The organism is Streptomyces sp. NPDC002577, from assembly GCF_053594815.1.
Genome location: NZ_JBSFWK010000049.1, coordinates 21652 through 44958, shown reverse-complemented (window position 1 = coordinate 44958; position 23307 = coordinate 21652). Strand labels below are relative to the sequence as shown.

At 70.6% G+C, this 23307-nt stretch carries 20 protein-coding genes and 1 tRNA gene; 13 read left to right on the top strand and 8 right to left on the bottom strand.

From position 1 onward, the window contains the following. Positions 1-103 precede the first annotated feature (103 nt). The gene (locus ACWD4J_RS37070) at positions 104-1273 is read right to left on the bottom strand and encodes an acyl-CoA dehydrogenase family protein (protein WP_451399925.1); all 1170 of its coding nucleotides are present in this window, start codon (positions 1271-1273) and stop codon (positions 104-106) included. A gap of 230 nt (positions 1274-1503) precedes the next feature. Here ACWD4J_RS37070 and ACWD4J_RS37065 point away from each other — a divergent pair, with 230 nt between their 5' ends. Then, a complete protein-coding gene (locus ACWD4J_RS37065) occupies positions 1504-2370 on the top strand; it encodes a bifunctional DNA primase/polymerase (RefSeq protein ID WP_451399924.1) in 867 nt (288 codons plus the stop codon). Between the two features lie 95 nt (positions 2371-2465). On the opposite strand, the gene ACWD4J_RS37060 is transcribed toward ACWD4J_RS37065, so the two are convergent. From ACWD4J_RS37060 to ACWD4J_RS37050, 3 genes are all read right to left on the bottom strand, one after another. Then, positions 2466-2960 carry a lamin tail domain-containing protein gene (locus ACWD4J_RS37060; protein WP_451399923.1) on the bottom strand — a complete coding sequence of 165 codons (495 nt, stop codon included), beginning with the start codon at positions 2958-2960 and terminating at the stop codon, positions 2466-2468. Positions 2961-3190: 230 nt separating this feature from the next. Next, a tRNA-Ser gene (locus ACWD4J_RS37055) sits at positions 3191-3275 on the bottom strand. Positions 3276-3470: 195 nt separating this feature from the next. Continuing rightward, positions 3471-5045: a S1C family serine protease gene (locus ACWD4J_RS37050; RefSeq protein WP_451399922.1), complete on the bottom strand. Its 1575-nt coding sequence runs from the start codon at positions 5043-5045 to the stop codon at positions 3471-3473. A gap of 291 nt (positions 5046-5336) precedes the next feature. Here ACWD4J_RS37050 and ACWD4J_RS37045 point away from each other — a divergent pair, with 291 nt between their 5' ends. The 3 genes from ACWD4J_RS37045 (at position 5337) to ACWD4J_RS37035 (ending at position 8020) form a co-directional block, all read left to right on the top strand. Beyond that, complete coding sequence (locus tag ACWD4J_RS37045; RefSeq protein ID WP_451399921.1) at positions 5337-6173, top strand: glycerophosphodiester phosphodiesterase; 837 nt, start codon at positions 5337-5339, stop codon at positions 6171-6173. Between the two features lie 161 nt (positions 6174-6334). Further along, positions 6335-6874: an ATP-binding protein gene (locus ACWD4J_RS37040; RefSeq protein ID WP_451399920.1), complete on the top strand. Its 540-nt coding sequence runs from the start codon at positions 6335-6337 to the stop codon at positions 6872-6874. 156 nt (positions 6875-7030) lie between these two features. Next, a complete protein-coding gene (locus ACWD4J_RS37035) occupies positions 7031-8020 on the top strand; it encodes a DUF5926 family protein (protein ID WP_451399919.1) in 990 nt (329 codons plus the stop codon). 435 nt (positions 8021-8455) lie between these two features. Here the strand turns inward: ACWD4J_RS37035 and ACWD4J_RS37030 are convergent, their stop codons facing one another. Beyond that, a complete protein-coding gene (locus ACWD4J_RS37030; RefSeq protein ID WP_451399918.1) occupies positions 8456-9121 on the bottom strand; it encodes a bifunctional DNA primase/polymerase in 666 nt (221 codons plus the stop codon). Positions 9122-9567: 446 nt separating this feature from the next. Between ACWD4J_RS37030 and ACWD4J_RS37025 the strand changes: the two genes are divergently transcribed. Continuing rightward, positions 9568-11076, top strand: coding sequence for a PP2C family protein-serine/threonine phosphatase (locus tag ACWD4J_RS37025; RefSeq protein ID WP_451399917.1), 1509 nt, complete (start codon positions 9568-9570; stop codon positions 11074-11076). A 199-nt stretch (positions 11077-11275) separates the two neighbouring features. Beyond that, positions 11276-12751, top strand: coding sequence for an aminopeptidase P family protein (locus ACWD4J_RS37020; RefSeq protein WP_451399916.1), 1476 nt, complete (start codon positions 11276-11278; stop codon positions 12749-12751). 106 nt (positions 12752-12857) lie between these two features. Here the strand turns inward: ACWD4J_RS37020 and ACWD4J_RS37015 are convergent, their stop codons facing one another. The 3 genes from ACWD4J_RS37015 to ACWD4J_RS37005 all read right to left on the bottom strand — a co-directional run bounded on the left by ACWD4J_RS37015 (position 12858) and on the right by ACWD4J_RS37005 (position 15178). Further along, positions 12858-13673, bottom strand: coding sequence for a triphosphoribosyl-dephospho-CoA synthase (locus tag ACWD4J_RS37015; protein ID WP_451399915.1), 816 nt, complete (start codon positions 13671-13673; stop codon positions 12858-12860). A 30-nt stretch (positions 13674-13703) separates the two neighbouring features. After that, positions 13704-14657: an intradiol ring-cleavage dioxygenase gene (locus tag ACWD4J_RS37010; protein WP_451399914.1), complete on the bottom strand. Its 954-nt coding sequence runs from the start codon at positions 14655-14657 to the stop codon at positions 13704-13706. 68 nt (positions 14658-14725) lie between these two features. Then, on the bottom strand, positions 14726-15178 hold the full coding sequence (locus ACWD4J_RS37005) for an ATP-binding protein (protein WP_451399913.1): 453 nt from the start codon (positions 15176-15178) through the stop codon (positions 14726-14728). Between the two features lie 238 nt (positions 15179-15416). Here ACWD4J_RS37005 and ACWD4J_RS37000 point away from each other — a divergent pair, with 238 nt between their 5' ends. The 7 genes from ACWD4J_RS37000 (at position 15417) to pheA (ending at position 22780) form a co-directional block, all read left to right on the top strand. After that, a complete protein-coding gene (locus ACWD4J_RS37000; protein ID WP_451399912.1) occupies positions 15417-16262 on the top strand; it encodes a hypothetical protein in 846 nt (281 codons plus the stop codon). Between the two features lie 113 nt (positions 16263-16375). Next, positions 16376-17125 carry a YcnI family copper-binding membrane protein gene (locus ACWD4J_RS36995; RefSeq protein ID WP_451399911.1) on the top strand — a complete coding sequence of 250 codons (750 nt, stop codon included), beginning with the start codon at positions 16376-16378 and terminating at the stop codon, positions 17123-17125. 152 nt (positions 17126-17277) lie between these two features. Beyond that, positions 17278-17934 carry an SCO family protein gene (locus ACWD4J_RS36990; RefSeq protein ID WP_451399910.1) on the top strand — a complete coding sequence of 219 codons (657 nt, stop codon included), beginning with the start codon at positions 17278-17280 and terminating at the stop codon, positions 17932-17934. Next, positions 17931-18446, top strand: a complete 516-nt coding sequence (locus ACWD4J_RS36985; RefSeq protein ID WP_451399909.1) for a copper chaperone PCu(A)C — start codon at positions 17931-17933, stop codon at positions 18444-18446. Before ACWD4J_RS36990 ends, ACWD4J_RS36985 begins: the two co-directional genes overlap by 4 nt. Positions 18447-18486: 40 nt before the next feature. Continuing rightward, entirely contained in the window at positions 18487-20523 is a 2037-nt protein-coding gene (locus ACWD4J_RS36980) for a copper resistance CopC/CopD family protein (RefSeq protein WP_451399908.1), read from the top strand. Between the two features lie 5 nt (positions 20524-20528). Continuing rightward, a complete protein-coding gene (efeB, locus tag ACWD4J_RS36975; RefSeq protein ID WP_451399907.1) occupies positions 20529-21770 on the top strand; it encodes an iron uptake transporter deferrochelatase/peroxidase subunit in 1242 nt (413 codons plus the stop codon). 74 nt (positions 21771-21844) lie between these two features. Then, on the top strand, positions 21845-22780 hold the full coding sequence (gene pheA, locus ACWD4J_RS36970) for a prephenate dehydratase (RefSeq protein WP_451399906.1): 936 nt from the start codon (positions 21845-21847) through the stop codon (positions 22778-22780). The last annotated feature ends 527 nt before the right edge of the window (positions 22781-23307 follow it).

Here is a 23307-nt window from a genome sequence, read left to right as displayed (position 1 = left end):
GCCGACGGGCCGCCCGGACTCTCCCGGCCCGTCGTACCGGCCGAGGAGCCGCCCGAGCCCACCGGCCGGCCCGCCGCGTCGACCGCCGCCCGGCCCGCCGCGTTCACCGCCGCCCCCTGTGCATCCCGAGCCGCATCGTCGCGACGATCTCCCGCTGCACCTCGCTCACCCCGCCCCCGAAGGTGTTGATCTGCGCCGCCCGGTTCATGCGCTCCAGCTCGCCGTCCCCGAAGGCGCCAGGCGATCCGGACCGCACCAGGCCCGCTTCCCCCGCGATCTCCTGACACATGCGATACGCCTCGACCGCCGATTCCGTTCCCGCGAACTTCACGCCGCTCGCGTCGCCGGGGGCCAGCCGCCCCGCCCCCACATCACCCACCAAACGCCAGTTGAGCAGGCGTGTTGCCGCCAGCCGGGCATGCACCTCGGCCAGTCTCGACCGCACCCAGGGCGCGTCGATGCGCCGCTCACCCGTCACCGGATCGGGTGCTCGGGCGGCCGCCAGTACCGCCTCGTACGCGTCTTCGGCCTGCATCCCGAGCGCCGCGAGCGCGACCCGTTCGTGGTTGAGCTGGTTGGTGATGAGCCCCCAGCCGCCGTGCTCCTCGCCCACGAGGTTCGAGGACGGGACGCGTATCCCGTCGTAGTAGGTCGCTGTGGTCGTCAGGCCGCCCACGGTCTCCATCGGCGTCCAGGAGAACCCGGGCGCGCCGGTCGGCACGAGGATGATCGAGATGCCGCGGTGCCTCGGCGCTTCGGGATCGGTGCGGCAGGCCAGCCAGATCCAGTCGGCGTGCTGGGCGTTCGACGTGAAGATCTTCTGTCCGTCGATGAGCCAGTCCCCGCCGTCGCCGTCCCGCACGGCACGCGTGCGTAGCGAGGCGAGATCCGTCCCGGCCGACGGCTCGCTGTATCCGATCGCGAAGACGATGTCGCCGCTGAGGATGCCCGGCAGGAAGCGGTCCTTCTGCTCCGGGGTGCCGTACTTCATGAGGGTCGGGCCGACGGTGTTCAGGGTCACCATCGAGACCGGGGCGCCCGCGCGGTACGCCTCGTCGAAGAACACGAACTGCTCGTCGGGACCGCGCCCCTGGCCGCCGTACTCGACGGGCCAGCCGAGACCGAGCAGCCCGTCGCCGCCCATGCGGCGCAGCAGCCGCCGCCGGCCTGCCCCGTCCCCGGTGGGGGGCGGCCCGTCCGGCATCAGTTCCCGGAAGTAGGCGCGCAGTTCGGTACGCAGTCGCTGCTGGCGGACGGTGGGGGCGAGGTGCACGGCGGCGGCCTCCCGTTTCGTACCGGCAAGAGTTTCTGACTGTCCGTCAGATGCCGGACCGGTGTCAAGACCGACGACCGCGTCCCGGCCCGCACCGCACACCGACGAGGCCCTCATGCGCCACGATTCGACGATCGATTCGATGATCAAGGCGACAAACCGACCCAGAGGCCGACACTGGCGGCGGATCACCCCTTCCCTTTATCGAACGTACGTACGAACATAGGAGCATGGCCACCACCGACCGGTATGTCACGACCCTGGCCCTCGCCCATGCCCTCTCCGCAGCCGAACGCGGACTGGCCGTCATACCGCTGTCCCGCACCAAGCTCCCCGCCCTGCCTTCACCGCACCGCTCGGACCCCGAACCGGCGCTCTGCCGCGGCGAGTGCGGAGGCCCCGGCCACGGCGTGTACGACGCGTCGAGCGACCCGCAGCGCATCCGCGAACTCTTCGCCGCCGCCCCCTGGGCGACCGGTTACGGCATCGCCTGCGGACTGCCCCCGTTCCATCTGATCGGCGTGGACCTCGACACCAAGTCCGGTGCGGACTCCTCGGCCGCCCTGCGCGAACTCGCGCTGCGCCATCTCTTCACCATCCCGGACACCGTCGTCGTGATCACCCCCAGCGGCGGCCGCCATGTGTGGCTCTCCGGGCCGCCCGACGTCGTCGTCCCCAACTCCGCGGGGCGGCTCGCTCCCGGCATCGACATCCGCGGCGCCGGCGGATACCTCGTCGGCCCCGGCTCACGCACCGACCACGGCGTCTACAGCACCGCGCCGGGCACCGCCCACCTGGCCCCCGCCCCCTGCCCGCCCGCCCTGCTGCGGCTGATCACTCCCCCACCGCGCCCGCACCACCCGACTCCGCCGTCCACCGGTCAACACGGCCAGGGCCTCGTCCAGTTCGTTCTCGCGGCACACGAGGGCCAGCGCAACACACGCCTCTTCTGGGCCGCCTGCCGCGCGTACGAGAACGGCATCGGAGAAGAACTCGCCACGCCGCTCGTCGAAGCGGCGATCCGCACCGGCCTCACGGAACGGGAGGCCCGCGCCACGCTCGCCTCGGCAGCCCGGCTGACGGGCCACCGTCCGTGAACGGCACGCGCGCGTGGTGACACGTACACAGTGCGCCCCACCCAGAGATCCGGCCCCCACCTCCGATCAGGAGCTGGGGGCCGTGCGCATCCTGCTCAGCTGTGGAAGCGGATGTAGCCGTTGCCGTCGGAGTCGTCTCCGCTCTTGGTGTACGAGTGGGAGTCCGAGCCGCTGCCGGAGGGCTTGTACAGGTAGATCGTGTCGCGGTCGTTGTTCCACATGAAGTTGCAGTTGTCGCGATAGACCACGTTGTACTTGTCGGAATCGGTGCCGTTGCCTCCGCGGAGCTTCACGTAGTCACCGGGCTGGAGGGAGTGGTTGGCGGTGAAGGTGAACCTGTTGCCGGCGGCGTCCTTGACGACGTAGCCCTTGAGGTTGATCGTCGCCGACGACGAGTAGTTCTTGATCGTCAGGTATTCCTCGTCGGTGTTGCCCGAGGAGCAGCTGTTGGAGTCCCGGCCCGGCGCGTCGTACTGGACGCCGCGGATCTTCAGGGCCGAGGTGTACTCGGTGGCCTGAGCCGGGGTGGCGGCGAGGACGGCCAGCGAGCCGGCAGTGAGGACTGCGGCTATGACAGGGCGCTTACGCAAGAGAGGTCCCCCCTCATGATCTGGTGAAGATGTGTGACATGTGCAGGACTTGTGAAGGTCCAACATGGTTGTATAGCACATACGTTCACCGCCCGAAGCGGGGCGTGCACTGAGGGGGGACCGCATGGCCGACCGCCGGGGAGGCACGGCGTGCCGGCGATTGCCCGAGCACGTCGGCAACGACGAAGGCCTCTGACCCGATTTCGCTGGTCAGAGGCCTTCGATCAGTGCGGTGGGTGTGGGATTTGAACCCACGGTGACTCGCGCCACGACGGTTTTCAAGACCGTTCCCTTAGGCCGCTCGGGCAACCCACCTCGCCCCGGCCACCTGGGACGGAGCGGCTACAGCCTACCTGTCACGGACATGGAGACGGGAGCCTCCCGCAGGCCCGGGGCGTCGGGACCGTGTATGACCTGCCCCACGACCCCCGGCACCCCACGACCCACGGCCACGCGGCGCGGGGGCCGGTTCCACCGGCCTCCCGCCGCTGTCGCGTCGGCAGCAGCGCGTCAGCTGTCGCCCTTGCGCTCGCCCAGGACCACGTCGACCGTGTGCTCCTTGCCGTCCCGCTTGAAGGTGATCTTGACGGTGTCGCCGGGCTGGTGGGTCCAGATCTCGCCGATCAGCGTCGGACCGCTGTCGATCACCGTGTCGTCGAGCTTGGTGATGACGTCGCCGGGCTTGAGGCCCGCCTTGTCCGCCGGGCCGCCTGCGGTGACCGCGGCGGAGCCGTTGGCGCCCTGCTCGGTGATCTTCGCGCCGTCGCCGTTCTGCTCGAGCGAGACCGAGGCGCCGATCACCGGGTAGACCGGCTCGCCCGTCTTGATCAGCTGGTTGGCGACGTTCTTCGCCTGGTTGATCGGGATCGCGAAGCCCAGACCGATCGAGCCGGCCTGGCCGCCGTCCAGGCCGTTGCTCGCGGACTGGATGGCCGAGTTGATGCCGATGACCGCGCCGCTCGCGTTCAGCAGCGGGCCGCCGGAGTTGCCCGGGTTGATCGACGCGTCGGTCTGCAGGGCACTCATGTACGACGCCTTGCTTGAGCCCGTGCCGTCGCTGGAGGCCACCGGGCGGTTCTTGGCGCTGACGATGCCCGTGGTCACCGTGTTCGACAGGCCGAAGGGTGCACCGATGGCGATCGTCGCGTCGCCGACGGCCACCTTGTCGGAGTCGGCGAGCGCCAACGGCTTCAGGTTCGAGGGGGCGTTCTTCAGCTTGATGACCGCGACGTCGTAGCCCTGGGCGCGGCCGATCACCTCGGCGTCGTACTTCTTGCCGTCGGCGAAGGTGGCGGTGAGCTTGCCGCCGCTCGCCGCGGAGGCGACCACGTGGTTGTTGGTGAGGATGTGGCCCTGGGTGTCGTAGACGAATCCGGTGCCGGTGCCGCCCTCGCCGTCGCCGGCCGTGGCCTCGATCGTCACGACGCTGGGCAGCGCCGCGGCGGCGATCCCGGCCACCGAGTGCGGATCCCGCTTCAGATCCGACGGGGTGTCCGACGCGGAGACGGTGGTCGAGCTCGAGGCGTTGTCGTTGCTCTCCGCCGCCCAGTAGCCGACGCCGCCTCCGACGCCGCCGGCCAGCAGCGCGGCCGCCAGCACCGCGGCGACGAGTCCGCCGCGCCGCCCGCCGGGCTTCGGCTCCCGGGGCTGGTACGTGGACCCCCAGCCGGATCCGCCGCCGCCTCCCGCGTACGAGGGCACGGCCGGCGGCGGGGGCGGCGGCCAGTCACCGGCGGCGCTGCCGTGCGCCACCGGGGTCTCGCCCTGTGCCGCACCGTTGTGCGGCTCCGGTCCGCCGTATCCGGGCGCGCCCTGAGCGGCGGCATCGGCGTGCTGGTACTCCCCACCGTGGGCACCGGCAGCCTGAGCAAAGGCACTCTCGTGATGCGCGGCCTGCCCCGGCGTGACCTGAGTCACTGTGTCGCCTTGCTGAGGTGCTGGGGCGCCCGCGGCGCCCTGGCCCGGCGTTCCGGGCATCGCGCCGCCGGGCGCCGCGGATGCGACGGAAGTGGCGGGAGTTTCCACCGGCACAGGAGGTGCAGACGGGGCCGGGGGTACCGCAGTGCCCTCGTTCTCGGTGCTCACAGCTCTTCTCCTCGATCCACGGCTTTTGTTCTCGGTCGTACTCGGTTCGCCCAAGGCCACGAACCGGCACGGTTCAGCTGTGCAATTTGTATGCGGTCAGCTTTTACCAAGGGACGTCAGGGCACCATAAGCCGTTCCTGTGCGTCCGATGCCATCCTTTATCCCGGACGAAACGGACGCATCCGGGGAGCCTCCTCCGGCCGGACCGGGCCGTCCCACGTCGCTCGTTTCCCGCCCCCTCCCGGGGCTGTCCATGGCACGCCTACCCAGCGACGGTGGCACCATGACGCGGTGACCTACGCACGACAGCACATGATCGAGGTCGTCGCCCACCGCGGAGCCTCCGAGGACGCTCCCGAACACACGCTGGCCGCGTACAAGAAGGCGATCGAGGACGGGGCCGACGCCCTCGAATGCGATGTGCGGCTGACCGCGGACGGCCATCTCGTCTGCGTCCACGACCGACGTGTCAACCGTACGTCCAACGGCCGGGGCGCCGTCTCGGCCCTGGAGCTCGCCGATCTCACCGCGCTCGACTTCGGCTCCTGGAAGAGGCAGCAGGCCCCAGCCGGGGACCGCGGCTGGGAGGAGAGCCCCGACTGGGAGGAGAGTCCGGACCCGGACGACACCTCCGTCCTCACCCTGGAACGGCTGCTCGAACTCGTGGCCGACGCGGGCCGCCCGGTCGGGCTGGCCATTGAGACGAAGCACCCCACCCGCTGGGCGGGCCAGGTCGAGGAGCGGCTGCTGGCCCTGCTGGGGCGCTTCGGCCTGGACTCCCCGCCCGCGCAGGGCCCGTCGCCGGTACGGATCATGAGTTTCTCGGCACGCTCCCTGCACCGTGTCCGTGCGGCGTCGCCCACCTTGCCGGCCGTGTATCTGATGCAGTTCCTCTCTCCCCGCCTGCGCGACGGACGGCTGCCGGTCGGGGTGGGGATCGCCGGGCCCGGCATCCGCATCGTCCGCAGTCACCCGGGATACATCGCCAGGCTCAAGCAGGCAGGCCACCAGGTGCACGTGTGGACCGTCGACCAGCCCGCCGATGTGGAGCTCTGCGCCGAGCTGGGCGTCGACGCGATCATCACCAACCGCCCCCGGCAGGTTCTGTCCCAGCTTGGCCGTGATTAGCGCCTGTTACACCGCATCGCGAGCCTGTTACAGGGAGTGCACCGGCGCGTTCGATCCGTATTCGATCGTGACGAGTGCGTCACACGACGTGTATTGGCCGGTTTCCCATCGAACCCATTGGGGCATCCACACCGTGGCGTGGGGCGAAGGAGGTCTCGGGGGTGGCGTTGGTGGTGGCACAGGAGGTGCCCACGTCGTCAAGCATGGCCGTACCCCATGGCCCTGCGGGCGTGGGGGAAGCAAGACACCGGATGCGCGATCAGTTGCGCATAGGCGGCGTAGCGGATTCGGTCATAGACGATGCAGTACTGATCCTTTCCGAACTGCTCAGCAACGCATGCCGGCACGGCAGACCGCTGGGCGACGCCCTCGCCGGTGACGGCGACGTCAGAGCCGCGTGGAGCGTGGACACAGGCGGCCGGCTGACGGTCGAGGTGACGGACGGCGGTGGTCCGACCCGCCCGATTCCGGCCACGCCCTCGGTCACCGCACACGGCGGCCGCGGGCTCAACATCATCACGGCACTGGCCGACGACTGGGGCGTCCGGGACGACGCCCACGGCGAGGTCACGGTCTGGGTCGTGGTCCATGACGATGTGCACGGGCACCGGCGCGAAGACTTCGCGACGCGCATCGCGGCGCCACCGGTGTCGGCCCTGCCGGACCTGGACTTCGCGGACGCCTTCGACGACATGGACTGAACCGGCGCCGTCCGTACCGGAGTCCGCGAAAGGACCGACTCGCCCCGCTTGTGCCACCGCCACGGCCGTCGCGCCGGGCTGATCCGCGCCGCTGTCCGTACGAGCGGCTAGGCTCGCGCCCGTAACAGGACCAGCCGCTGGCGGGAGACACCCAAGATGGCCAAGAAGCGCAGTCAGACCAAGGCCAAAAAGGCGCAGATCACCAATGGCGCCCGCACCACGGGTGCCGAGGGTGACGTGCCGGTGGTCGGAGCCCGTGAACCCTGCCCGTGTGGTTCGGGCCGCCGTTACAAGGCATGCCACGGCCGGGCCGCCGCGCACGCGGTGACCGAGCTGGTGCACCGCCCCTTCGAGGGCCTGGCCGGCGAGGCGGACTGGATCGCGCTGCGCGAGCTGGTGCCGGCCGCGACCGTCGAACTGACCCTGCAGGACGGGCTTCCGGAGGGGGTCCCGTCGGTGACCCTCGCGACCGTGCTGCCCATGGCGTGGCCCGCGCTGCGCCGCGACGACGGTTCCGTGCTGCTCGGCCTGCAGAACGACACCCCGTCAGGCGACATCAGCCGCGATCTCGCCGACACCCTGCAGCGCGCGCTGACCGCCGAGCCGGGTACGCCGGTCCAGGGCCGCCGCGCCCCGTCGGACGGCCCGCGTCTGCAGGATCTGCTCGACCCGAAGGGGCCCTTCGAGCCGGTCGTGCACTCGGGTTTCGAGTTCTGGGTCCCCGACTCGGAGAACGCCTCACCTGAGGTCACCGCCTCGCTGGAGCGGGCGAACGCCGCGGCGATCCCCACCGTGAAGCTCTCCGGCGTCGACGCCGCCTACTGGTGCGAGACCCCGGAGAAGAACCACCTGCGCTGGGTCATGCCGTATCCGGAGGAGCAGCTCATCGACGCACTCGCGCGGCTGCATGCGGCCGGCGTGTCGGGGCTCGGCGAGGGCACGCGCCTGGTCGGCTCGTTCCGTGCGCACGGGCTCACGGTTCCGGTCTGGGATCTGCCCTCGGGCGTCTCGGCCGAGGACGTCGAGAAGCCGGCGGCCGAATTCGCCGAGCGGCTCGCCGGGGCACTCGCGTCGGACGCACCGCTCACGGCGGACGAGCGCCGGGCCCGCGGTGGCCTTACGAATCGACAGGTAACACTCAGCTGACGCACAGTTGCGCGAACAATCCACCGGAAATCCTTTGATCGGCCGTGACTCCTGTCACAACTCCGTTCAAATACAGGTAATTCGGCGCCCGGATCCACGAGATCGAATTTGCGAATAGCCGATCTCTTGTTACCGTTCAATTGAGCCCGGTTGCTGGTGCATCCCCCGTCGCCAGCAACCGGGCGCTTCCATGTCCGGGCACCGTCCCGGGCACCGGCCCCTCGGACACCCTGCGCAGGCCGCGAATCCGCCCGGGCTGTCTCGTGCCCGAACCTGCCTGATGACCACGAACCTGCCTGATGATCCGCCAGATTGATCGCTGCCGGAGCCCGGTCAGCAGCGGTCCGGCCGCCGGACTCCCCGAGGTGGCGCCAGAGCACGGCCCGGAGACAACGGCGGTCGGCACCTGCGCAGTTCTCCGCGCGCCGGTCGCCCCTACAACTCGGGAGCGCTCACACCCGTACGAATGAGGGCCTCCACCACGGTGTCCACGACAGCCTCGACGTCGGGCACCCAGGGGGCCGCGGAGCCGGGGAGCGGAGCACGCTCCCAGCGGACCTGCCCCTGGCCGGTCACGGAGGGGGGCAGCGGCAGATAGCCGCCCTCGCCGTGGAAGCGGAGCGAGCCGGGCACATGGTCCTTTGCGTACAGCAGTTCGCCGAGCCGCTCCAGGGAGTACGGCGCGACCAGCAGGAACCAGCGGTCCGGGGTCGCGACGACCGGGCCGAGGCGCACATCCCTGCGGTCGAGCGCCGCAAGAGCGCGGGCGCCCGCAGCCGCCGGCAGGCTGACCGCGCACGGGGCGCGGCCTCCGGTGGCGAGGACGATCGGCGCCTCCGGCCGGTTGGTCCACCACCAGCGCACCATGCGCTCGTCGGTGGTGGCGGCCAGCAGCACGGGGTCGAAGGGGTGAGCGCCGGGCACCGTGCATTCCGGGTCCGGGCAGGCACAGAGGGCACCGCCCCGCGTCCGGAGCCCCACGCCGGGGAGTACAGGCCACTGCCATGCGGTCGCGAAGGTCAGGGCCGCGCTGATCAACTCAGGCCTCCCGTTGGTTCGCCTGGAGAGGATCCTGCGTCGCCTTCCGAGGATCTCGCGCATGAGCGCTCGTTCCTTTCCGTTGAACGCCGAGGGTCACGTCACACCATGTGTGCATCACTTACTGTGCGTACAAGCAGGCGCATCACACCCCAGCCCGAGGCAGGGGGAAACCCCGACAAGCCGCAGCGCCAAGCGTTGGCTGCGTCCATTAAAAGCATGGCGTGGGGTGGCGGCGCCTGGCGTTTGCCGTCGCGCGTGGTTCTCGCCGCCTCCACCACGGGAGGATGGGGTCACGGTCGTCGGTGGTTAAGACGCCCGGCTCCGGCGCCAGGTTCCGGGCGGTCCCAACTGCCCCTGGCCTTCACCGAGTACGTACCCATCACAACCGCGATGACGCTCCGTCGAACGGAACCAGTCGACCGCAATATGCCGTTACCTGGGGCAATTTTTAGCCAAGTTCCCATCATCGGAAGCACCTCATGGACACCAGGAATCCCAGCAGGACAATGCTGGACATCTCCTCACGAGTGCGTGTAGATGTGGAGACACTGCTAGCGGTGCAGATTGACATGGGGGTTTGCGATGCTATTGGGCAATACGCACCGTCCCGAAAGCCGGACGCCATGAACGCCCCGCACCTTCGGAAAGTGGCCGGAATCGATTCAACGGTTCCGCAGCCCGCACACACTGTCGCGCCCGCATCCTCCGCATCGGACTCCCCGTCGGCCGCTTCCCCCAGCGACCCGTGCGCCGTGCTCCAGGACCGGCTCGCCGGCTGGGTCTCCAACCTCACCACGCTGCACGAACTCACCGAACGGCTGGCCCGCACGGCGTCCTTGGACGGTGCCCTGCACGAGCTGCTGGACGCCGGAGCCGCTCTCGTCGGCGCCCGTCGCGGTCTCGTCGTCCTGGAGCCGGCCGACGGCCTGGGACCCGACACGACGATCGGCCTCGGTCTGGGCCGCGCCGATCTCGGTCACCTGGAGACGGTGCCGCGCAGCTCCACCTCGTACGGCCGGATTCTGGAGGGGCTTCCCGGCGGGGATGCCGAGATCGCGCACCCCGACCTGTTCGCCGAGGAGGGGCTGGATCCGCTCCATCGCGCGGTCGCGGCGCGGCTCGGTTTCGCCGCGAGCTACACACTGCCGCTGGCCACGGCTGGGGCGGGCCTGCTCGGCGCGGCGGTCTGGCTGTACGACGAGCCGGCCGAGCCCGTCGAACGGCAGCGGCACCTCGTGGGCCTCTACGCCCGCTACGCCACCGAGCACCTGGCCCGGCTGCTCGAGCTGGAGCGGGCCCGCTCGACGGTCGCGACCATCACCGGCGAGCTGCTGCCCACCCGGCTGCCCCGGGTCCCCGGAGTACACCTGGCGGCCCGCCATCGCACGGGCCCGCGCGGCGGGGGCGACTGGTACGACGCACTTCCGCTGCCCGAGGGCGCGCTCGGGCTCGCTGTCGGCTCCGTCACCGGTTCCGGCCCGAGCGCGGTGGCGGCGATGGGGCGGCTGCGGGCGTCCCTGCGGGCGTACGCGGTGATGGAGGGCGAGGATCCCGTCGCCGTACTGTCCGATCTCGAGCTGCTGATGCGGCTGACCGAGCCCGCCCGCAGCGCCACCGCCCTGTTCGCGTACTGCGAACCCGCGCTGCGCAAGATCACGCTGGCCGGGGCCGGGCACAGTCCGCCGCTGATCGTCGGCGAGCGGCGCACGGAGTTCGTGGAGACGTCGCTGTCCGCGCCGCTGGGGATGCTGGCGTGCTGGGAGGCGCCGAGCGTGGAGATCCGGCCGGAGCCAGGAGAAACGGTGCTCCTGTGCACCGACGGGCTGCTGCACCGCACGGGTGACCCGATGGACCGGGCCTTCGCTCGGCTGCACGCGGCGGCGGCGAGCGTGCCGCGGCTGCTGCGCCAGGACCCCGGCGGCATCGCCGACCATGTGCTGCGCCAGGTGCTGCCGGGCGGGCTCGAGGCCGACAGCGAGGAGGACGTGGTGCTGCTGGCGGCCCGTTTCGAGTGAGCCGCTTTCGTCAGCCTTTTCGCGTGAGCCGTTTCGCGTGAGCCGTTTCGAGCGGGCTGGGCCGCTCGCGTCAGAAGCTCGTCGTGACAGGTCCTTCGACCCTGGGCGCCCTTACATACGGCCGTACGATGGAGCGGGTCCCCTCTGCTCGAAGCACGACCGAGAGCCTGGGGGAAGGTCCACTGCCGTATCAAGGAGGATGACCGTGGCCGACGAGCTCCCGGAGACCGAGACCGAGACCGAAGAGCCGATCAAGCAGCGCAAGAACGGCCTGTACCCGGGCGTTTCCGATGAGCTCGCCGAGAACATGAAGTCCGGCTGGGCCGACACCGAGCTGCGCGACCTGCAGCCGATCGCCCAGGCCGAGCACACGGCCCACCGTCGCGCCGCGCTCTCCGCGCGCTTCCCCGGCGAGCGCCTCGTCATCCCGGCGGGCCATCTGAAGACCCGCTCGAACGACACCGACTACCCCTTCCGCGCCTCCGTCGAGTACGCGTACCTCACCGGAAACCAGACCGAGGACGGCGTCCTCGTCCTGGAGCCGACGGTCTTCTCGGACGGGACGAGCGGCCACGAGGCGACGATCTATCTGCTGCCGCGCTCCGACCGCGAGAACGGCGAGTTCTGGCTGGACGGCCAGGGCGAGCTGTGGGTCGGCCGCCGCCACTCCCTCACGGAGGCCGAGAAGCTGTACGGCCTGCCCGCCGCCGACGTGCGCGAGCTGGCCGGCAAGCTGCGCGAGGCCACGGGACCGGTGCGGGTCGTGCGCGGTTACGACGCCGGGATCGAGGCCGCCCTCACCGACAAGGTGACGGGCGAGCGCGACGAGGAGCTGAGGACCTTCCTCTCCGAGGCCCGCCTCGTGAAGGACGAGTTCGAGATCGGCGAGCTGCAGAAGGCCGTCGACTCGACGGTCCGCGGCTTCGAGGACGTCGTGAAGGTCCTCGACAAGGCCGAGGCGACCACCGAGCGCTATATCGAGGGCACTTTCTTCCTGCGCGCCCGCGTCGAGGGCAACGACATCGGCTACAGCTCGATCTGCGCCGCGGGCCCGCACGCCTGCACCCTGCACTGGGTGCGCAACGACGGCCCGGTGCGCTCCGGCGAGCTGCTCCTCCTCGACGCCGGCGTGGAGACCCACAGCCTCTACACGGCCGACGTCACGCGCACGCTGCCGATCAACGGCACGTACACCGAGATCCAGAAGAAGATCTACGACGCCGTGTACGAGGCCCAGGAGGCCGGCATCGCCGCGGTGCAGCCGGGCGCCAAGTACCGCGACTTCCACGACGCCGCCCAGCGCGTGCTCACCGAGAAGCTGGTCGAGTGGGGCCTCGTCGAGGGCCCGGTCGAGCGCGTCCTGGAGCTCGGCCTGCAGCGCCGCTGGACCCTGCACGGCACCGGCCACATGCTGGGCCTCGACGTCCACGACTGCGCGGTCGCACGGACCGAGACGTACGTGGACGGCACACTGGAGCCGGGCATGTGCCTGACCGTCGAGCCGGGGCTGTACTTCCAGGCCGACGATCTGACGGTGCCGGAGGAGTACCGCGGCATCGGTGTCCGTATCGAGGACGACATCCTGGTGACCGAGAACGGCAACCGGAACCTGTCGGCGGGGCTGCCGCGCCGCTCCGACGAGATCGAGCTGTGGATGGCGAAGCTCAAGGGCTGAGCAGCCCGTTCGTACGGCAGTGGCCGGGCACCCTGGGGTGCCCGGCCACTGCCGTATCCGGGGAGCGCGGCCCTTCAGCCGCGTCCGCGGGTTGCGGCCCTGCCGGTCATGCGGGGGTCGGCAGAGCCGGCAGGGAGTTCAGGAAGAGCGCGCCGGCGAGCAGCCCGCCGCTGCCGCGGGGGTGCAGACCGTCGTCCCGCAGGCCGGTGTCGAACTCCACGAGCGCCGCCCGGCCCTCCTCGGTGGCGCTGCCTCCGGCGTCGAGCACGGCGCGGGCGCCCGCCTGGACACTGCGCAGCCCGTGCGGGCCCGCGGTGTAGAGCAGCCCGGTGTCCTGGAGCGTGGACATCACGGTGAGCAGAGCGTCCAGCCGGGAGTACGGCCCGTCGACGGCTGCCTTGGCCAGCGCCTCCGACGCACGGCGCACGTGCGGGAACCCGGCGCGTGCCTCGCCGCGTGCGCCTGCCGCGCCATATTTGGCGGAGACCGTCGAACCCACGGACGGACGGCGCGGGGCGCGGCGGTCCGGGTGAGCCGCTATGCGCTTGGCGGTCGCCATGATGTCGCGCGGGACGGCCCTGGGTTCCAGGGCGGCCGCGGCGACCAGCAGGCCGAGCGTCCACAGCGCGCCGCGGTGCGCCGTGCCCGCCTGCCGTGCCGAGCGCTCGGTGGCCCGGCCGATCGCGCCGATCTCCTCGCGGAGGGCGCGGCCGGGCTCACCGATGCGGCGCGCGGCGGCCGCCATGGCCGCAAGGCCGGGCGCCAGCGCCTTGGCCGACCAGCGCAGGGCGCTCAGGTCCTGGCGGGTGGCGAGTGCCTCGAGGTCGCGGGCGTCGGGCAGGCCCGGTTTGGGGGTGAGCCGGAGCTGCTCGATCAGCGCGTCCACGGCGGCCGTCGCCAGCGCGTCGTCCTTGCGTTCCATGACGGTTTTCATACGGCTGCTTTCGTACGGCTACGAGGCGCTCGACGAGGAGGTGGACTCGGACGCGGAGGGGCTGGGCGCGTCGCTCGGGGCACCGCTGGGCGCGTCACCCGGGGCGCCGCTCGGGGGCGTGCCGCCGCCACCGCCGCTGCCGGCGCCGTCGTTCTCCGCGTCGGGGTCGATGCCGAGGGTGATGAACCCCTTGTAGCCCTTCGACAGGTCGCTCTTGTCGATCCGCTTGAGGGTCAGCAGCCCGCTGGACGCGCCCCCGCCGTCGTACACCATGTCGTTGTCGAGCTCCGTGTAGGAGCCGGTGTGCTTCGAGTACGGCTCCAGCGCGAAGATCGCCTCGGCCGCGTCGTCGTCGAAGAACAGCTGGCCGGTGTAGTTGACCTTGCCGCCCTCGTAGGTGCCGTCCTCCTTCTGGCCGCCGGTGTGCACCTTGACGTGGATGTGGCAGGTGCGGGGCGTGTACCAGCCGGGGAAGATCGTCTCGAACTTGACCTCGCCGTCGTCGTCCGCGATCTGGTAGCCGCGAAGGTACGTCTGGTCGTTGGCGGTCGAGCCGTCCTCGCTCTCGGCGGGGGCGCTGCCGCCCGGGTTGGCCGTCGTGTAGCCCGAGTAGTAGCCCCAGGCGTCGCAGTGCCAGATCTCGACGGCCGCTCCGGCGACCGGCCCGCAGGACTCGGTGGTGTCCTGGACGGTGATACGGAGGGACAGCGGGACACCCGCCTTGCCCTCGGTGATGTCCTTCCGCACGAGGGCGCCGTCCAGGTAGTACGGCCCCTCGGTGACGCTGGACATCAGGACGCACTGCCCGCTGGACGCGGTGGCCGAGGCGGTGGACGTCGCCGTGTCGCTCACCTCGTCGGCGAAGGCTCCCTGATAACCGGCCAGCGCGAGCCCGCCGGCTCCGGCCACGCCGCCGCCGACGGCGAGGGCACGGCGCCTTGTGATGGACTTGTCAGAGTGTTTTCCCGTCATGTGACGGGACGCTAGGGTCGCTTCCTCGCAGCACCATTGGCGCAAGCTGTGAATGCCCTGGGTACGGGCTACACCGACACCAGCGGCGCGTCCTCCCGCCACTTGAGGGTCTTGTCGAAGCTGATCACCGCGCCGCCTCTGCCCGGCTTGTTCCCGAACTGCACATGATCGGCGAACTCCTGGATGAGGCACAGGCCCCTGCCGTGCTCGGCTTCGAGGGACGGGCGTGCCGGTGGGCGGGCACGCCCGGTGGGGAATCCGGGGCCCGAGTCCGTGACTTCGATGCGGCACGTCTCGCCGTCGAGGTAGGCCGTCACCCGGTACGCGCCCGACGATCCGCCGGAAGCCGCTCCCCCTCCGTGCTCCACGGCGTTGGCACAGGCCTCGCTCAGGGCGACGGAGAGGTCGTAGGAGATGTCGGGATCCACGCCCGCGGTCTCCATCGTCCCGATCAGCAGGCGCCGGGCGAGCGGAACGCTCGCAGCTTCGCGCCGCAAATGGAGGGACCACCACATGCTCATGCTCCAGCCTCCTGGCTGCGGCTCGACATACCAGATACGTATTGCCACAAGCGCGCAAAGTAAGCACAGAGTTGACGTGATTGCCGCTCGGACGGCGGATGCGGCCGCTGACTGAGCCGGTGTATGGCGACCTTCCATACATACGATCTTCCGTACATATCGTTACGTTCCTGGCGTGATGTGACCTTGCGGACCTGCCGCACGGAGCGGTCAGAGCCAGTGGGATGATGGCTCGGCCATGACTGCCCCCCGCCGGCGCGCGACGCGCGACGGAGTCGATCTCCGGCTCCTCAGGGCCGCGGTGTTCACCGCGGTCTGCGTAGCGCTGTCCGCGGCAGGCCATGTGCTCGCCTCCTGCGACACGCTCCCGCTGTGGGCTCTCGGGGCGGCGTTCCTCTCCGTCTTCGCCGTCGCGGTGCCGTTCGCCGGACGCGAGCGTGCGCTGCCCGGCATCGCCGCAGTGCTGGCCGTGGGCCAGGTCGCGCTGCATACGCTGTTCGGCTTCGCCCAGGGCGGTACGCAGACGGCCGCGAGCGTCGTCGGCGCGTCATCGGCGGGCACGGGCTCGCCGTCGGCACTCACCGATGCCGCCCTGGTGGAGCGGGCCGCACGGCTGATGTGCGGTGTGGGGGCCGCGGCGATCAGCCCGGCCCAGGCCCAGCGGATCCTCTCGAGCGCGGGCCTCGAAGCGCACTCCCCGCAGCACCACACGACGGCGGCGTCCACAGCGTCCACGGCCACCGGTTCCGCGGCCTCGCTGCTGCCGTCCCTGCCCATGCTCCTCGGGCACCTGCTCGCGGCCCTCGTCGCCGGCTGGCTGCTGCGCCGCGGCGACATCGCACTGGGGCGCCTTGTGCGGCTGTCCGCGCACGGAGTCGCCGAAGCGGCGCACGTACGTTCCCTGCGCCGCGCCCTCGCGCTCGTACGCGTCCTGCTCACCGGGCTTCCGACGGCGCCCGAGACGGGGCCGCGCACCCCGCGCACCGCGCTGGTTCCGCTCCCCAAGCCGCGTATCTCCCCACTTCAGCACACGGTGATCAGGCGCGGGCCGCCGTCCGCGGCCGCGTTCCTTCTCGCTGCCTGACACGCGCACCACTCCACTCGTCGGAGGAGGTGCCGTGCGGCACGCGCGCGTGCCCGCGGGGCGCGCCACTTCCTCATCATCGACACCACCACTGAAGTGGAGTGTTCTCACACATGAAGCCTCTGAAGGTTTCCCGTCTGTCCATCGTCGGCGGCGCGGCCGGCTCCGCCGTCCTGCTGCTCTCCGCCCCGGCCTTCGCCCACGTCAGCGTGCAGCCGGAGGGCGAGGCCGCCAAGGGCGGCTACGCCGTGATCGACTTCAAGGTGCCGAACGAGCGCGACGACGCCTCGACGACCAGGCTCGAGGTGAACTTCCCGACCGAGCACCCGCTCGCCTCCGTGATGCCCCAGCCCGTCGACGGCTGGAGCGTGAAGGTCACCAAGTCGAAGCTCGACAAGCCGCTCGAGATGCACGGCGACAAGATCACCGAGGCCGTCACCAAGGTCACCTGGACCGCCGACGGCAAGGGCATCGAGCCGGGCTACTTCCAGAAGTTCCCGCTCTCCGTCGGCCAGCTGCCCGAGGACGCCGACGAGCTCGTCTTCAAGGCGCTCCAGACGTACTCCGACGACGAGGTCGTGCGCTGGATCGAGCCGCAGAAGGAGGGCGCGGAGGAGCCGGAGAACCCGGCACCGGTGCTGGAGCTGTCGGCGGCGACCGACGACCACCACGGCAGCGGTTCGGCGGACGACACGGCCTCCTCGGACGACGCCAAGTCGGACTCGGGCGCCGCCGAGACCACCGCTGCCTCGGCGGACTCCGGCGACACCACCGCACGCGTCCTCGGCATCGTCGGCATCGCCGTCGGCGCGGCAGGCGTGGCGTTCGGCGTCCTGGCCCGGCGCCGCCGCCCCAGCAGCTGATCACGGACCGGCAGCTGCGCATGCCGAACGCGTGCCGAGCGCACGACGAGCGGCCGGGCAGCTGAGCAACCTCCCGGTGGGCACGGGGTCGCGCCGACGACAGCGGACGACCCCGGCGCCCACCGGACACCTCATATCTGGGACATTTTCCTATGCGTAAGAACACCCTCCTCGCCGCCGCACTGCTGGCCACCGCGACGCTGACCCTCTCCGCGTGCGGCAGCGGTGACGACGGCAAGAAGCCCGTCGCCGAGGTCTCCGTCGAGTCGGGCAGCTCGGACAAGGCAGCGACCGTGCTGGACCAGCCGTTCACCAAGCCGGACCTGGTCCTCACCGACACCCACGGCAAGAAGTACGACCTGCGCGAGCAGACCAAGGGCCGCCCGACGCTGATCTACTTCGGCTACACCCACTGCCCCGACGTCTGCCCGCTGACCATGAGCAACATCGCGGTCGCCAAGAAGTCGCTGCCCAAGGCCGAACAGGACAAGCTGCGCGTCGTCTTCGTCACCACCGACCCCGACCGGGACACCCCGTCCGCGCTCGCCAGCTGGCTCAAGGCGCAGGACCCCGACTTCATCGGCCTGACCGGGGACTTCGCCACCATCCAGGCCGGTGCCCGGCAGCTCGGCATCTCCATCGAGGCGCCGCACAAGGACAAGAACGGCAAGATCGTCTCGGTGCACGGCACCCAGGTCGTCGCCTTCTCGCCGAAGACCGACGGGGGCTATGTCCTGTACGGCGAGGACGCCACGGTCGACGACTACACCAAGGACCTGCCGAAGCTGATCAAGGGGGAGACGCCGTGAGGCGCAGCTTCCGCGCGAGGGTCGGCGCCGGCGGCCCGACGGTGTTCGTGGCCGGCGGTGCGCTGGTCGTCGCCGCCGGGCTCGTGCTCGTCGGCTGCGGCTCCGGCGACGGCTCGGCGCAGACGACCGCGGCCTCGAAGAAGCCCGATCTGAAGGTGAGCGGCGCCTATATGCCGGTGCCGCCGACGGCCGACATGGCCGCGGGGTACTTCACCGTCGCCAACTCGGGCGGCGCGGACGAGCTCACCTCCGTCACCAGCGACATAGCCGCCGACATCACCCTCCACACCACCGACGGCGGGGCGATGAAGGAGCAGAAGTCCTTCGACGTACCCGCGGGCGGCAGGCTCGACTTCGCGCGCGGCGGGAACCACGTGATGTTCGACCAGCTCACACACAGGCCGAAGCTCGGCGAGAAGGTCTCCGTCGAGCTGCACTTCGCCAAGTCCGGCACGATCACCGTCGAGCTGCCGGTGAAGGATGCCACGTACAACCCGTCAAACCATCACTGAGACGCAGTCAGAGGGACGGAGAGTCCATGAGGTCCACCGCATGAGGTCCATCGCTCCCCGCTTCGGGCATCTCGTGGTGCTGCTGCTCGCCGTGGCGGGCGCGCTCCTCGCCGGTGCCGTGCCCGCCTCCGCGCATGCCGCGCTGCTCGGGAGCGATCCCAAGCAGGGGTCGGTGGTCACCACGGCGCCGAAGCAGGTGTCGCTCACGTTCTCGGAGGACGTGGCGATGTCGGACGGCGCGATCCGGGTGCTCGACCCGGCCGGCAAGCGCGTCGACACCGGCAGCCCCGAGAACCTCGGGAGCGACGTCTACAGCGTGAAGCTGCACGCGGGACTGCCCGACGGCACCTTCACCGTCGCCTACCAGGTGGTGTCGGCCGACAGCCACCCGGTCTCCGGCGCCTTCACGTTCTCCGTGGGCGCGCCGTCCAAGACCTCTGTCGCACTGGGGGACCAGACGGCGGGCGGCGGTGTCGTCGGCGGGCTCTACGGCATTGCGCGCTATGTGTCGTACGCCGGGTTCATCGTCATGGCCGGCGGGGCCGCTTTCGTACTGGCCTGCTGGCCGCGCGGCGCCGGAGTACGGCCCGTGCAGCGGGTCGTGGTCTCCGGCTGGGTCGCGCTGACCGCGGCCACCCTGGCGATGCTGCTGATGCGCGGCGCGTACACCGGCTCCGGAAAGCTCGCGGACGTCTTCGACATGGCGCAGCTCGGCACCGTCCTGCAGACCAAGACGGGCGCGGCACTCAGCTCACGCCTGCTGCTGCTCGCCGCGGCCGCTCTGTTCATCGCGGTGCTGTTCGGGGCGTACGTCAGGCATGAGGAGGACAACGGGGGCGAGGCGGTCGAGGGGGGCGAAGTCGCCGACGACAAGCAGGGCCACGACGACCGGCACGGCGTGACCGACGGCCCAGGGGAGCCCGACAGCGGCCAGGGGGAGCCCGACAGCCGCAAGAGCGACCTCGCCTTCGGCCTCTCCATCGGCGGTGCCGTCGTCGCGGCGGGCCTCGCCGCCACCTGGGCCATGGCCGAGCACGCCTCGACCGGCATCCAGACGGGGCTCGCGATGCCCGTCGACGTGCTGCATCTGCTGGCGGTCGCGGTCTGGCTGGGCGGGCTGACGACGCTGCTCGTGTCGCTGTACCGCGCGCCCTCGATCGAGGCCTCCGCGGTGCGCCGCTTCTCGCGCATCGCGCTCGGCAGCGTCACCGTGCTGGCGGCGACAGGCAGCTACCAGTCGTGGCGCCAGGTCGGCTCATGGTCCGCTCTCACCGGTACGACGTACGGGCAGCTGCTGCTCGTGAAGATCGGGCTGGTCGCGGTGCTGGTGGGCATCGCCTGGATCTCTCGCCGCTGGACTGCGCGGCTCACGGACGCACAGGGCGTGGAGGCCCAAGCCGCGAACACCGAAGCTGAGAACGCAGAGCGAACTGAGACTGCGGACGCAGAGCCAACCGAAGGTGCGGACGCGGAGCGAGCCGAGGCTGTGGGAACGGCGGGCCGCGACGCGACACGCGTGGCCCAGCTCGCCCGCCAGCAGGCCGCCATGGCCACGGCACGCGAGAAGCGCATCCGGGACGCCGATCCGCACCGCCTCGGCCTGCGCCGCTCCGTGCTCGCCGAAGCCGGCGTCGCCGTGGTGCTGCTCGTGGTCACCACCGTGCTGACGGCCACCGAGCCGGGCCGTACGGAGCAGGAGGCCGCGCGCGCCGTCGGCGCCGCATCGGAGCAAAGCGGTCCCGTCTCCCTGGACCTTCCGTTCGACACGGGCGGCGAGGACGGCAAGGGCACCGTGTCGCTCGATCTGACACCGGGCCGGGCCGGCAGCAACGAGATGCACGTCTATGTGAAGCGCCCGAACGGCCGGCCCTTCGACATCCCCGAGGTCAAGGTGGCCTTCACGCTCACGTCCAAGAACATCGGACCGCTGCCCGTGACCCCCGACCACATCCTCACCGGGCACTGGAGCGCAAGCGGGGTGCAGATCCCGATGGCGGGCGACTGGAAGGTCGCCGTGACCGTACGTACCTCGGACATCGACCAGGTGACCGTCAACAAGAACGTCAAGATCGGCTGAACACCATGCCTGACCAGTCCATTTCCCGACGACGGCTCCTCGGTACGGCCGGCGCCACCGGCATTGCGCTGGGCGCGGCGGGTAGTGCCGCCGGATACGCGGTGGCGTCCTCCGGCTCCGACTCGAGCGGCACGGCCACCGCGCCCCTCACCTCCCTCGGCTCCGGGCAGGTGATGTTTCACGGGAAACATCAGCCGGGCGTCACGACGCCGCTGCAGGCCCACGGCCATCTCATCGCGTTCGACCTGGTGGCGAGTGCGGGCCGCAAGGAGGCGGCCGCGCTGCTGCGCCGCTGGTCGGCGACTGCCGAGCGGTTGATGGCGGGCCAGGCCGCGGGGAGCGACGACACCGACGTCGCGCGCGATGCCGGGCCCTCGTCCCTGACCGTGACCTTCGGCTTCGGCTACTCCTTCTTCTCGCGTACGGGCTTGGAGAAGCAGCGCCCGGTGGCCCTCGATCCACTGCCGGACTTCTCCTCGGACCACCTCGACAAGGCGCGCAGCGACGGCGACCTGTGGGTGCAGATCGGCGCGAACGACGCGCTGGTCGCCTTCCACGCGCTGCGCGCCGTGCAGACGGAGGCGACCGGCGTCGCACGCGTCCGCTGGCAGATGAACGGCTTCAACCGCTCGCCGGGCGCGACCGCCCAACCCATGACGGCCCGCAATCTGATGGGCCAGATCGACGGTACGAACAACCCGAAGCCGGCGGACGACGACTTCGACAAGCGGATCTTCGTGCCGTCTTCCGGCGATCCGTCCTGGATGGCGGGCGGCTCCTACGCCGTCGTACGCCGCATCAGGATGCTCCTCGACGACTGGGAGAAGCTCTCCGCCAAGGACCAGGAGAACGTCATAGGGCGACGCAAGTCCGACGGCGCACCCCTCACCGGCGGCAGCGAGACGACCGAGCCGAAGCTCGAGAAGACCGACACCGATGGCAACCTCGTCATCCCGATCAATGCGCATGCCCGCATCACCCGGCCCGACCAGAACGGCGGAGCGGCGATGCTGCGCCGGCCGTACTCCTTCCACGACGGCTTCGACGCGGACGGGGTGCCGGACGCGGGCCTGCTCTTCATCTGCTGGCAGGCGGACCCGCTGCGCGGCTTCGTACCGGTGCAGCGCAAGCTCGACCGCGGCGACGCCCTGTCACGGTTCATCCGGCACGAGTCGAGCGGCCTCTTCGCCGCGCCGGGCGGCGCGGCCAAGGGCGAGTACGTGGGGCAACGGCTACTGGAGGCCTGATCGGGGCCCGGACAGGGGCGGGGTCGAGGGCGGCGCGCGGAAGCCGCAGTCGCGGCGGGCATTAGGGTGACGGTATGTCCGCCACCCGCTACACGTATCTCGGCCCCGCAGGCACCTTCACCGAGGCCGCACTCCGCAAGCTCCCGGAAGCCGCCACGCGGGAGCTCGTCCCCATGGTGAGCGTGTCCTCGGCTCTCGACGCGGTGCGGGCCGGCGAGGCCGCAGCCGCGCTCGTGCCGATCGAGAACTCCGTGGAGGGCGGCATCACCACGACCCTCGACGAGCTCATCGCGGGCGAACCGCTGATGATCTACCGCGAGGTGCTGCTGCCCATCACCTTCGCGCTGCTGGTCCGGCCCGGCACGCAGCTGGCCGACATCAAGACGGTGACCGCGCACCCGGCCGCGCAGACGCAGGTCCGCAACTGGCTGGCGGCGAACCTTCCGGACGCCGTATGGGAGTCGTCCGCGTCGAACGCCGACGGGGCGCGGCTGGTGCAGGAGGGCCGTTACGACGCGGCCTTTGCGGGTGAGTTCGCGGCGGCGACGTACGGCCTGGAGCCGCTGGTCACCGAGATCCACGACGCGGCGAACGCGCAGACCCGCTTCGTGCTGGTCGGCCGCCCGGCCCGGCCAGCGGCCCCGACCGGCGCGGACAAGACGTCGGTGGTCATCTGGCAGCGCGACGACCACCCGGGTGCGCTGCTCGAACTGCTCCAGGAGTTCTCGGTACGCGGGGTCAACCTGGTGCTGCTCCAGTCCCGGCCGACCGGTGAGGGCATCGGGAGTTACTGCTTCGCGATCGACGCCGAGGGGCATGTCTCGGATCCCCGGGTCGGCGAGGCCCTCATGGGCCTCAAGCGGATCTGCCTGAAGGTGCGGTTCCTCGGGTCGTATCCCCAGGCCGATGTCTCGTCCCAGGATGCGCGGGCGCTGCGGCCCGGGACGTCCGACGGCGACTTCGCGGAGGCGTCGGACTGGCTGACGCGCTGCCGGGACGGGCGGTTCTGACAGGCCCCGTACGACAGGCCCGACTGATCTGAGTCGGGCCCGATCCGACGGGCCCGACTGCTCTGAGCAGGGAGAGGGGCCGGCGGGATGAGTTATCCACCGGTCTGCCTACGGTCCTACCTGCAGATTTTCCTCATCCACAGCAGTTATCCACAGGCTTGCTTCTCGACCTGGGGACAAGTCGACAACGAAGTGCGACACAGGCGGCACAGTCGACAAATCGCCCTCTGTCCCCCAAGTCTCTCCATCCTCATCCACATCATCCGTCGTCCACCCGTTTCGCTTGATCAACTCTTTGGAGCGAACCATTTCCACCCGAAAGTGGACTCCCGGGTGGTTTGAGCGGGGAATCCGATGCCCTAGTTGCGGCATTCGGAATGATCATTTCCGGCATCCACAGATCTTGCACACAGCCTGTGGATAACTTTTCTGCGTGTGGATTCCTGTGGACAACGAGGCCCCAAGTGCCGCCCGACGCAAGGGAATCGAGTCAAGGCGCTGCATCGCCTCTGCCCCATTTCGGGGAA